At 64.4% G+C, this 11,479-nt stretch carries 7 protein-coding genes and 1 tRNA gene; 4 read left to right on the top strand and 4 right to left on the bottom strand.

From position 1 onward, the window contains the following. Positions 1–361: 361 nt before the first annotated feature. The 3 genes from EV138_RS11700 to EV138_RS11690 form a co-directional block, all read right to left on the bottom strand. Complete coding sequence (locus EV138_RS11700; protein WP_133978571.1) at positions 362–640, bottom strand: hypothetical protein; 279 nt, start codon at positions 638–640, stop codon at positions 362–364. Between the two features lie 164 nt (positions 641–804). Continuing rightward, positions 805–1,503, bottom strand: a complete 699-nt coding sequence (locus tag EV138_RS11695) for a DUF4352 domain-containing protein (protein ID WP_133978569.1) — start codon at positions 1,501–1,503, stop codon at positions 805–807. 66 nt (positions 1,504–1,569) lie between these two features. Then, positions 1,570–2,988 (bottom strand): Fis family transcriptional regulator, encoded by a 1,419-nt coding sequence (locus EV138_RS11690; protein WP_133978567.1) that lies wholly within the window; start codon positions 2,986–2,988, stop codon positions 1,570–1,572. Between the two features lie 179 nt (positions 2,989–3,167). Here EV138_RS11690 and EV138_RS11685 point away from each other — a divergent pair, with 179 nt between their 5' ends. The 4 genes from EV138_RS11685 to EV138_RS11670 are packed head-to-tail and all read left to right on the top strand — an operon-like array spanning position 3,168 to position 11,016. After that, positions 3,168–5,042, top strand: coding sequence for a hypothetical protein (locus EV138_RS11685; protein WP_133978565.1), 1,875 nt, complete (start codon positions 3,168–3,170; stop codon positions 5,040–5,042). 40 nt (positions 5,043–5,082) lie between these two features. Then, a complete protein-coding gene (locus EV138_RS11680; RefSeq protein ID WP_238158076.1) occupies positions 5,083–6,666 on the top strand; it encodes a class I SAM-dependent DNA methyltransferase in 1,584 nt (527 codons plus the stop codon). Beyond that, positions 6,659–7,849, top strand: a complete 1,191-nt coding sequence (locus EV138_RS11675; RefSeq protein WP_133978562.1) for a restriction endonuclease subunit S — start codon at positions 6,659–6,661, stop codon at positions 7,847–7,849. The genes EV138_RS11680 and EV138_RS11675 overlap by 8 nt, the downstream gene beginning before the upstream one ends. Next, positions 7,849–11,016 (top strand): type I restriction endonuclease subunit R, encoded by a 3,168-nt coding sequence (locus tag EV138_RS11670; protein WP_133978560.1) that lies wholly within the window; start codon positions 7,849–7,851, stop codon positions 11,014–11,016. The genes EV138_RS11675 and EV138_RS11670 overlap by 1 nt, the downstream gene beginning before the upstream one ends. Positions 11,017–11,389: 373 nt before the next feature. Here the strand turns inward: EV138_RS11670 and EV138_RS11665 are convergent. Further along, a tRNA-Thr gene (locus EV138_RS11665) sits at positions 11,390–11,462 on the bottom strand. Positions 11,463–11,479: the final 17 nt, after the last annotated feature.

Below are 11,479 nucleotides of genomic sequence, written 5' to 3'. Positions count from 1 at the left end.
CGATGTCTGTATGAACTCGGCTACCAGACATCGAGAACCGCTCCGCTACCTGCGAGGACGGTACTGACAGCCTGTGGCTTCTCGCCGCCGACGGCTCCTGGGCACTAGCGAAAAGCGCCAACGACACGATGCACCAAGCGACCACGACGAGTCTGGGACGAGCTCGAACGCGTCCATACCAGATGGATAGTGCGTGCCGGCCAGGGGTCGTCGCCTTGAGATCTAGCTGTCCGGCCGTGGCCGGTGGGGCGGGCAACCACGCGACGACGTTCTTCCTGTCGTGGCCATCAGAGCACATGAGCCGACCCCTACTCCCGGCCGCTCGAGCGGCTGCTTGGTTCCGGTTCGTCGAGGACGCGCTTCATCGTGTTTGCAGTTCCTGGATCGTCTGGTTCAGGTCTCCGTAGTGCGCCGCCGTTTCCGGATCCATGTCCTGCTCCTCGTTGTCTGGTTTCTGGGAGTAGAGAAGCTCGCTTAGGACCAACTCCTCTGCCTGGGCCCGGGCCGCGTGCAGCCGGGCCGTCTTGGCCAGAAAGCCTTCTCCCGGCCGATGCGGTCCGGCCAGGTCGGGTGCCAAGTCTGCTACCCCGGTTTGAATCTGTTCCCCCAGGCCCCGGAAGTACTCGGCCGGGTCGTCCAACTCGGCGTACCGAGTCGGTAGGTGGTCGCGATAGTAGGTCAGCGCCGTCGTGGCGTATCGGTTTATCCTTGCGCTCCAGATCCATCGAGACTTGATCAGGATTGTCGCAGCCCGCAGGAGACCGGCTCCCTCCCTCCGCGAAGCCGGTCTCCTGGCCATCGGCGTCAGTTCGACAACTTGCCCTCGAAGTGGCTGCCCTCGTAGTCCCAGCCAGGCGCGACCTCGAGCTGGAGCAGCGAACTCACGTGAGTCCTCGGAATCGCGAAGCCGTACCGGGCGGTCTTCTTCTTGCCCGGCAGGATCGATCCCTCGAACCCACCGCCCAGGTTCTGGTCGGAGTCGAAGACCGATTCGGCCTGATCCCCGTTCGGTCCGCTGGCGAGCTTGACGTCGACGAGACTCGTGTCGAACGTGTTCGAGGACATGTTCTGGAGCGTGACCGTGACGATGACTCCCACGTCGCCTGGCTTGCCGCCGACGGCGTACTGGCTGATCCGGAACCGCTTCAGGTTGGTGACCTGGACCTTCATCCCGTCGCTGTACTCGAACCACTGCGTCGCCCCGACCTTCGCGACATGATCCTCGTCGGTCGGCGTCGCTGTCGGTTCGGCACTGGCTGGCGGCTCGCTCGTCTGGGACGGCTGGGTTGCGGGCGACGAGGCAGCTGGCGCATCGGCCTTGGCGGCCGTGCTGTCCTTCGTGGCTTCGTTCACTCCGTTCGCCAGTCCGGCGACGCACCCGCCCGCGAACACGATGAGGCCGACGGACAGAACGATCAACGTGTTGCGAAGCGCATGCCGCTTCTTGACCGGCTGCGGCGGCAAGCCGGGCTGGTACTGCGGGCTCTGCTGATGCTGCGACATTGTGACTCCCCCACCGGGTCGGATCGAAATTAATGAATGAATTGGTCGTGGGTTATGGGCGTTTGTTCAGGCAGCGCCCGATACGACGCCGGCCAACATGGCCGGAGCGGCGGAAGAGCCGGCCAGCGCGACGAGAGCCTCGTCCAGCAGACGACGGATGGACGCGTTCAGACCGGTGCACTCGCTGTCGATGGTTCCGGCGTTCTTCTGGATCCCGTTCGCGAGCTTCTTGACCTTCGCGATCCTGTCCAGCTGTGCGAGTGCCTCGCCGATCTTTTCCTCGGCCGTGGCTACCTCGCTCGTGCCGGTCCGCGAGGTCGCGGCGAGTGCGACCGTGCGGATGAGCAGTACGACGGTGCGCAGCAGCTCGGGGTCGTCGCCATTCGGATCGAACGCCAGGACGATGCGTCGCGGCCCAAGTACGCGGATCGACTGGCCGTCGTTCTGCTCGGGCGTACGGACGATGCCGATGGCAGCGGCCGCATCGCGGTTCCGCTCGGCCTCGTCGAAGTACTCGCCCCAGCCGGTGCGCTGCGAGTCGGTCATCTCGAGTACGACGTGAGCGCAGCCGGCTGCTGTGAGGACGCCGTCGCCCTTCTTGCACCGCGGTATGCGGCCGACCATCGCGGTCGTATCGACGTACTCGTCCCCAAGTGCGGAGGCCATGCCGCGCAGGAGGTCGTGGATCTGTTCCTCGAAGGAAGCGCCCTTGATCGGGGTGACGTTGACCAGCTTCGTCTTCGCCTGCTGGACCTTGAGCATGGTCGTCAGCTCGTCCACCTTCGTCGTGAGCTCACCGTGGTTCTTATCGAGCTGCTGGGTCACCTTCTCCTGCTGAGCCGTCAGCGCGGCGGCGTGCTTGGCCATCGGCGACGACGGATCGGTCGGATCGAACTGCTTCGCCGCCCGTTCGAGCAGCTCGTGCGTGCTCGTCCGGACCTGTGTCTCGAGCCCGGAACTGAACTTGTCCAGCACCGGCTGGAGACGTTCGAGCAGTTCCGGCTTGTCGCCGCCCACGAGGCGCCTGATCTCGGCGGTCAGATCGTTCTTGGCGCCCAAAACCGCCGCGGTGAACTCTTTGCGACTCTGCTGATCGGCGTCGGTGATGGCCTTCTTCGCGTCGTTGGCGACCTGGACGACGGCGGTCGAGGCCTCCTTTACGGCGAGCTCGGTCAACTCGGCCGCCTTCGAGCTCGCGGCTTCCGTCTTCTCCCCGACCTCCTTCAGCATCTGCTCCAGTAGACGCGCCTCGGAGGTCTGCGCGGTGGCCGCCAGGGCGCGCGCTCCGAGCAGGACGGCCTGGGTAGCGAAGGCCGACAGGTCGGCGTCGGCCAGCTGGTTCGGATCTTCGACGACCGGGCCGCGACGGCCGGTGGTCCAGTGCTGTGCTTCGCGTACGACGTCAGGTCCGGCGATGGTCAGCGACTCGATGACGAGACCTGTCAGAGCGGCGTCGAAGTGCGCCGCGTTCTCACTTCTGGTCATGGGACGGGTGTGCTCCTCGGCTCGGTGCCGTCCCGGTGACGGCGGTGAGACGAGCATGGGATCGAGAAGCTATGGCGACAACCGTAATGACCGATAAGAGGGCTTATCAGCTCGTATCGAGCCGGACTCACGGCGAACGGCCGTAGCATTGGCCCATCAACGACCGAGGGAGGTGCGGGATGGAGCGACGGCCGACGCTGACGCTGACCGACGTGGCGCTTCTCGCCCGCGTCAGCCGCCCGGTGGTCTCGATGTGGCGCCGGCGCCCCCAGATTCATGGGCAGCAGCTCCCGTTTCCACGGGCGATCTGGACCGTCGACGGTGTCGAGCGGTTCGATCGCGACGAGATCGTCACCTGGCTCGAAAAGACCGGCCGTGGCAACAATCCGGAGGCGCGCCAGGACGCGCCCGCTCTGTCCATTCCCGAAACCGTGGATGCCGAAGAGGTTGTAACGCTGCTCTGCCTGCACTCGATGACCGGGACAGAGCTGGTCGAACTCGACACGGCAGAACTGCATGCACTCGCGGAGCAGGCTGATCCTGCCGACGAAATCCTGCAGCGAGAGGTCCACGAGCTCCGTGCCGACGCGGACCTGTTCGGGTATGTGGACGACTTGGTCGGGGCGTCGTACGGCGTATCCGACGCGCTGGCGCGGTTCGAATCGGGTCGCCTGCAGCGGAAAGCGGGCGAACGGGGACTCTCCGAGGGGGTGGTCGAACTGCTGTGCACGGTCGGCGATGCCGCGCGTGCGCGCCTCGGCGGCGAATCGGTTGCTCTCGTGCCACCGTCAAACCACCGACTCGCGTACCGGCTGGCCAAAGGGTTCACCGGGATTCTGGCTGGTGCAGCTGCCTCGGGGCGCGAGTTGCGGCGCCGTGCCGTGATCGGCGGTTTCGACGTGATCACGGACGCTCGCGGTACGGTGCGTGTGGTGTCAGTCGTGGGTGAGTCCGAGACGGCCGCGCTCGAGAGCACGGACGAGCTAGTCGTCTCGCTGGGGCCGACAGACATCGGGATCGTCCTCGGCTCGGCCGCTGTACTGTGCGACGAGTTGGTCGGCGACGCCGAACAGCGGCGGTCGCAGACTCTCCGGGCGGGCAATCTCGCGATGGCGATCCGCCTGCCCCGCGGGCTTTGGAAGGCCGCGCACCGGCAAAGTCTTGCGGTGTGGATCGTCCAGGGCGGGCGGCGCGACCAGTCGCTCCGGATGGCCGACCTGACCTCCGAGACCATCGACCTGACGGATCTCGCGGCCGACGTATCCGCCGCCCTCGTACGCACCGATGCCCGCGCCTATCGGTATGCACGCCGTGGCGAGCTGGCTCCGGTACTGGCCGGCGGGCCCGTCGTGCCTCGCGGCGTACGGGCAGTCCGCCTCGGAACCGCAGGGTCCACCAGCCACCTAGACCAGATCCATACCGCGACTCTGACGACGAGTGAACCGGTTCCCGGGTACGACGTCACCGCCGCGCCCGCACCCGGGCAGATCCTGTTGAGGCAGCTTTCCCTTGGAGAGCTCGTCACAGCCGGCCAGCTAGCGATGAAGCGTGGCAGTCATATCGAAATCACAGATCAGAACCACGACGGCACCGTACGGGTGCTTACCGCCGATGCGAGCGCCGAGGACGCCCGGCTCGATCCGTTCGACGCGGTACGGCAGTACCCGCGCGCGACCCGAACCGATCCGGGCGACGTCATCTTCCTCCAGCGACCCCGGCCGCTGGCCCGCGTGGACCTCGAGGGCGGTGCCCTGGTCGCGTCGCCCAGCCGGATCCTCCGGCTTCGGCCGGGCGCATCCATCGGTCCGCAGGCACTCGCGGCGATCATCAACCTGCTGGCCCGGCCCGGAACCGACTGGCAGACCTGGAGCGTGCCGGATCTTCACGCGAGTGAGGCCGAGGCGCTCGACGCCGCGCTGGCAGGCGCCGCGCAGTACCTGGCGAATCTCCAGCGTCAGGTGCAAGCCACCCATGACCTCACCACCAGCCTCATCCGGGGCGTTGCGAGTGGTGCGGTCACGATCGATCCCGTCAACACCAAGAGAGCAGGCTGACGTGCCACCACGGAAGAAACAACCTGAGGCTCCTTCGACCATGAAGGAACTGAAAGACACGCTCTGGAAGGCGGCCGACAAACTCCGCGGCTCGCTCTCGGCCAACCAATATAAGGACGTCATCCTCGGCCTGGTCTTCCTTAAGTACGTCTCGGACGCGTACGACGAGCGTCGCGAGGCAATCCGGGCGGATCTGACGGGACAGGGGTACGACGAGGAGCAGATCGCCGACCTCATCGACGACCCGGAGGAGTACCAGGGGTACGGCGTGTTCGTCGTACCGCCCGAGGCCCGGTGGTCCTACCTCGCCGAGAACGCCAAGGGAAAGCCGGCTGCGGGCGACCAACCGGAGCGGTCGATCGGGTCGCTGATCGACGGCGCGATGGAAGCGATCATGAAGGAGAACGAGAGCCTTCGTGGGACGCTTCCACGCCTCTACAATCGGGACAACATCGACCAGCGCCGGCTCGGCGAACTGATCGACCTCTTCAACAGCGCGCGGTTCAGCCGGCAAGGCGAGCACCGCGCGCGGGACCTGATGGGCGAGGTCTACGAGTATTTCCTCGGGAGCTTCGCCCGTGCGGAGGGTAAGCGAGGTGGTGAGTACTTCACGCCGCCGAGCGTGGTGAAGGTCATCGTCGAGGTCCTGGAGCCGCACAGCGGCCGTGTGTACGACCCGTGCTGTGGATCGGGCGGCATGTTTGTCCAGACCGAGAAATTCATCTACGCGCACGACGGCGATCCGAAGGACGTATCGATCTTCGGTCAGGAAGCAAACGAGGAAACCTGGCGACTGGCGAAGATGAACCTCGCCATCCACGGCATCGACAACAAGGGCCTGGGCGCACGCTGGGGCGACACGTTCGCCCGCGACCAGCACGCGGATGCCCAGATGGACTTCGTCATGGCGAACCCGCCCTTCAATATCAAGGACTGGGCCCGCAACGTCGAGGATCCGCGCTGGAAGTACGGCGTGCCACCGGCCAACAACGCCAACTACGCCTGGATCCAGCACATCATCTCCAAGCTCGCGCCCGGCGGCCGGGCCGGCGTAGTCATGGCTAACGGCTCCATGTCGTCCAACTCGAATGGCGAAGGCGATATCCGAGCCCAGATCGTCGAAGCCGACCTGCTCTCCTGCATGATCGCCCTCCCAACTCAGTTGTTCCGCAGCACCGGTATCCCGGTCTGCCTGTGGTTCTTCGCCAAAGACAAGACCATCGGCAACCAGGGCACCATCGACCGCACCGGCCAGGTCCTCTTCATCGACGCCCGCAACCTCGGCTACATGATCGACCGAGCCGAACGAGACCTCACCACCGAAGAAATAGTCGAAATCGGCGACACTTACCATGCCTGGCGCGGCTCAGAGTCGGCAGCCGCGAAGGGCCTCAAGTACGAAGACGTTCCAGGCTTCTGCAAGTCAGCCACCTTGGCCGACATCAAGGAAGCCGACTATGCCCTGACCCCCGGCCGCTACGTCGGCGCCCAGGAAGCCGAGGACGACGGCGAACTCATCGACGAAAAGATCGAGCGCCTCACCAAGGAACTCCTCGCAGCCTTCGACGAGGCAGGACGCCTTGAGAGGGTAGTGCGTCAGCAGTTGGAGCGTCTCGATGACTGACTGGATCAACACGACCTTTGGCGCATTGGGTGAGTTGTTCGATGGGCCCCACGCAACGCCGACTCGAAGAGCGGAAGGTCCGTACTTCCTCAACATTGCCAGCCTGAAGTCTGGCCGGCTCGACCTGGATGCGTCAGACCATGTCTCGCCGGAAGACTTCGTGAAATGGACACGACGCGTCACCCCGCGAGCAGGTGACTTGCTATTCTCCTATGAGACGCGCCTTGGCGAGGCTGCTTTGATGCCAGCGGGAGTGCAGGCCTGCCTCGGGCGACGGATGGCGCTTCTCCGACCTAACGACGACGTCGTCGATTGCCGGTTCTTGCTGTACTTCTACCTGAGCCCGACCTTTCAGCGAACGATTTCAACCCACACGATTCATGGCGCAACCGTCCCCCGCATCGGGTTGGCTTCGATGCCACAGTGGACTGTCCGCATTCCGCCACTCGACGAGCAGCGGTCGATCGCGGAGGTGCTGGGGGCGCTCGATGACAAGGTCCTCTGCAACAGACGGATCGCATCATCGGCTGCCGCGCTCGCCGAGAGCATGTTTCTTGAAGGAGTCGCGGGTGTCACAGATGTTGCGACTTTGGGCGACATTGCAACCATTGTGCTAGGCGGAACGCCAAGTCGCTCGCGCCGAGATTTCTGGGAAGGAGGCACAGTACCTTGGCTTGCGTCGGGAAAGGCAAATGAAGAGCGCGTGCTTACGCCCTCCGAATTGATCACCAAAGAGGCGCTGGAGAATAGCGCCGCAAAGTTGATGCCACGCGGTTCAACAATCTTGGCTATCACGGGGGCTACGTTAGGGCAGATTGCTCGCCTTGAGATTGAGGCATGCGGAAACCAGTCCTTGATTGGGGTGTGGAATGACGATGCAGCCATGAATGACTGGCTGTATTTCGCAATCCGTCGCGAGATTGATCAACTCCTGAAGCATGCCACTGGTGCGGCCCAGCAGCATGTAAACAAGGGTGCGGTCGAGGCGCTCCGGATCCCGATCCTGTCACCGGCCGAAACTCGTCGATGGGCAGACTCTATTAGGCCGCTGCTAGATATGTCTGCTACCGCCGACAGGGAGTCGGCTGTGCTCGTAAAAGCCCGTGACGAGCTGCTGCCGTTACTGATGTCTGGAAAGGTTCGGGTTCGGAAGGCTGAAAAGGTTGTGGAGGGGGTCTTGTAATGGTTAGTGAAGCGGAGTGGGAGAAGGTTGCGCTGGATCAGCTCTTCGAGCACGGGTGGGAGCCGCTGCACGGGGTGGAGGTCGCGCCAGGGACTGAGGGTGGGCGGACGTCATGGGACGAAATCGTCTTGCGGGGGCGATTGCTGGAGGCTATGCGGCGGCTGAATCCGAAGGTGCCTGGCGAGTACGTCGAGCAGGCGCTGGCCGAGATCGTGGCGCCGAAGTCGCAGGATGCGTTGGCGGAGAACTATCGGCTGCACGACGTTCTGGTTCGCGGGTACCGCGGAATCAGTTACATCGACTCCGACGGGATCGAGCAGAACCCGACGATCAGGCTCGTCAGTCATGTTGTCGAGGACAACGAGTTTCTCGCCGTCAACCAAGTGACCGTTAGGTCGTCGGAGCACGAGCGGCGATTCGACCTCATTCTGTACCTGAACGGCATGCCGGTCGTGATCGTCGAGCTCAAGAAGGCTGGGTCTGAGCACGCGGACATCGCGGCGGCTCACGCCCAGTTGGCGACGTACCTGCGCGAGTTCCCGCTAGCTTTCCGGTTCTGTGTGCTGTCGATCATCAGCGACGGCATCACCGCCCGGTATGGCACGCCGTTCACTCCCCTGAATCACTATTCGCCGTGGAACGTCAACGACGACGGCGAGCCGCTGAAGCTCGGCGCAGTTGAGTCCGACGACGGCTTGGGAATCGAGCTGGAGTACCTGCTGAACGGGGTCTGCAATCAAGAGCGGTTCCTGCAGTTGTTGCGGAACTTCGTGGCCTTCGATGCGGGCGCCGAGGGATACGCGAAGCGGATCGCCAAGCCGCACCAGTACTTCGCGGTCACCAAAGCGGTCGGGACCACCGTCGAGGCGGTCGAGAGCAACGGCAAGGCTGGCGTCGTCTGGCATACGCAGGGCTCCGGCAAGTCGATGGAGATGGAGCTCTACGCGCACCTGGTCAGCCTTCAGCCCAAGCTGAAGAACCCGACGCTCGTCGTGGTCACGGACCGTAACGAACTCGACAGCCAGCTCTTCGAGACCTTCAACAGGTCGCGACTCCTCGCCGAAACTCCGGTCAAGGTGACAACCCGTTCACAGCTGAGAGCCGAACTGTCAAACCGCACCACGGGCGGTATCTACTTCACGACCTTGCAGAAGTTCGGCCTGACGGACAAGGAACGGGAGGCGGGTCTCGATCATCCCCTGCTGACCGACCGGCGCAACATCATCGTGATCGTCGACGAGGCGCACCGCAGTCACTACGACGACCTCGACGGCTTTGCGCGGCACATCCGCGACGCTCTCCCGAAGGCCGCATTCATCGCGTTCACGGGTACGCCGATCTCGTTCGCGGACCGGAACACGCAAGAGGTGTTCGGCTCCGTCATTGACACGTACGACCTGACCCGGGCCGTCGACGACGGCGCCACCGTGCAGGTGTACTTCGAGCCTCGCATCATCGGCGTCAAGCTCGCGGGCGAGGTGAGCGAAGACCTCCTCGACGAGGCTGCCGACGAGGCCACAGTCGGCCTCGACGACGTAGAACGCGAGCGGATCGAGCAATCCGTTGCCGTCATCAACGCGGTCTACGGCGCGCCGGCACGCCTTCGGGCGCTGGCGGCCGACATCCTTGACCACTGGCAGAAGCGGTCCGAGGCGATGGTTCCGTTCATCACCTCACCAGGCAAGGCCTTCATCGTCGGCGCCACGCGTGAGATCTGCGCGACCCTGTACGAAGAGATCATCAAGCTCCGCCCCGACTGGCACGACGAGGCTGTCGACAAGGGCGTGATCAAGGTCGTGTACTCCGGAGACGCGACCGACACCGGCCTGATCGCCAAGCATGTACGACGCGAAGCACTGAACAAGGTCATCCAGAAGCGACTGAAGGACGCTGAGGATCCGCTGCAACTCGTCATCGTCAAGGACATGATGCTCACGGGCTTCGACGCGCCGCCGCTGCATACCCTTTACCTGGACCGCCCGCTCAAGGGTGCGCTGCTGATGCAGACTCTCGCGCGCGTGAACCGCACCTTCCGGGGCAAGCCAGATGGTCTCCTCGTCGCTTACGCGCCCTTGGCCGACAACCTGAACAAGGCCTTGGCCGAGTACACGAAGACCGACCAGGCAAAGAAGCCGGTCGGCAAGAACGTCGACGAGGCGGCGGACCTGGCTCGCACCCTTATCGCCACCCTGGACCAACTGTGCGCTGGGTACGACTGGCGCAGCAAGGTCCAGGCGAACACCACGAGTTGGATCAAGGCGACTCTCGGGCTCACGAACTACCTTCGCTCGCCGGCTACGCCGGGCAATCAGCCGGTGGAGGGCGAGGAGGCCCTCAACCAGCGCTTCCGAAAGCTCGCGAATCAGCTCGCCCGCGCTTGGGCGCTGGCCTGCGGTGGAGACAACCTCGCGGACGTGCGGACCGAGGCCAAGTTCTACGAGGAAGTTCGCGTCTGGATGGCGAAGTTCGACGCCCAAGAGCGGCAGGCGTCCGGCCGACCCGTGCCCGAGGAGGTTCAGCGACTGCTCTCGAACCTCGTCGCCTCGTCGACAGCGACCGGTGAGATCGTCGATATCTACGAAGCCGCCGGCTTGCCCAAGCCGTCGCTGTCCGACCTCGGGCCGGACTTCCAGGCCAAGGTCCAGCACGCCGAGAACGCACATCTCGCGATCGAGGCCTTGCGGGACCTGCTGACCGAGGAGTCCGGCAAGGTGACGCGCAACAACCTCGTCCGCCAGCGAGCGTTCTCCGAACGTATCCGCGAGCTGATGAACAAGTACACCAACCAGCAACTCACGTCGGCCGAGGTCATCGCCGAACTGATCGAGATGGCCAAGGAAGTCGCCGCCGAAGCCAACCGCGGCAAGCACTTCAGTCCGCCGCTGTCCGAGGATGAGCTGGCGTTCTACGACGCAGTCAGCACCAACGAGTCGGCTGTCGAGGTCCAGGGCGAAGACGTGCTCGCGCAGATCGCTCGGGAATTGGTCGAGGTCATGCGCCGCGACATCAAGACAGACTGGACGGTGCGGGACGACGTACGGGCCAAGCTCCGGTCCTCCATCAAGCGGCTGCTGGTCAAGTACAAGTACCCGCCGGACAAGCAGGCGGGCGCCATCAAACTCGTCATCGAACAGATGGAGGCAATGGCGCCACGCTACGCGGCCTGAGAGGCAGAGGTAGACACGACAGTACTCAACGCCCGACCTGTTCTGCTTCACCGGCAGACAGCGCCTTGCACCGGCTCACTGCGGGAATGACCGGCAGCGAGACGGTGGGCGGTGGGAGGGTGCAATTCAGACGTGGAAGGCCTTGGGAAAGCGCTCGGTGGGACCGCTGGAGGGGCGGCCCCAACACTGTGCCTGGTGGTTCGCTCGACTGGGCGTCGCTCAGCGGACGGGAGACGGACGAGGTTAGCGCGACGGAGGAGCGCGGAGAGCGGGCGATAGCCCGGGAAAGGCCGGGGTGGGTGGGAGTGCGCATAGCGGCGGCGACGAAGGAGCTGCCGCGTGGTGCACGTGGGGGACTGTCACGTGCTGAGGGAGCCGGTGAGGGGACTCGAACCCCTAACCCCCGCTTTACAAGAGCGGTGCGCTGCCAGTTGCGCCACACCGGCGAGTGAGTGCTGGAACA

Origin of the sequence: Kribbella voronezhensis (assembly GCF_004365175.1) — a bacterium.
Taxonomy (GTDB): domain Bacteria; phylum Actinomycetota; class Actinomycetes; order Propionibacteriales; family Kribbellaceae; genus Kribbella; species Kribbella voronezhensis.
Note: the sequence above shows the minus strand (reverse complement) of the source record. Positions and strands in the feature narration are given on the sequence as shown.

Excerpts from the sequence above, each read along its gene's own strand:
- EV138_RS11695 (WP_133978569.1), bottom strand. The coding sequence starts at position 1,503 with ATGTCGCAGCATCAGCAGAGCCCGCAGTACCAGCCCGGCTTGCCGCCG.
- EV138_RS11690 (WP_133978567.1), bottom strand. The coding sequence starts at position 2,988 with ATGACCAGAAGTGAGAACGCGGCGCACTTCGACGCCGCTCTGACAGGT.
- EV138_RS11685 (WP_133978565.1), top strand. The coding sequence starts at position 3,168 with ATGGAGCGACGGCCGACGCTGACGCTGACCGACGTGGCGCTTCTCGCC.
- EV138_RS11680 (WP_238158076.1), top strand. The coding sequence starts at position 5,083 with ATGAAGGAACTGAAAGACACGCTCTGGAAGGCGGCCGACAAACTCCGC.
- EV138_RS11675 (WP_133978562.1), top strand. The coding sequence starts at position 6,659 with ATGACTGACTGGATCAACACGACCTTTGGCGCATTGGGTGAGTTGTTC.
- EV138_RS11670 (WP_133978560.1), top strand. The coding sequence starts at position 7,849 with ATGGTTAGTGAAGCGGAGTGGGAGAAGGTTGCGCTGGATCAGCTCTTC.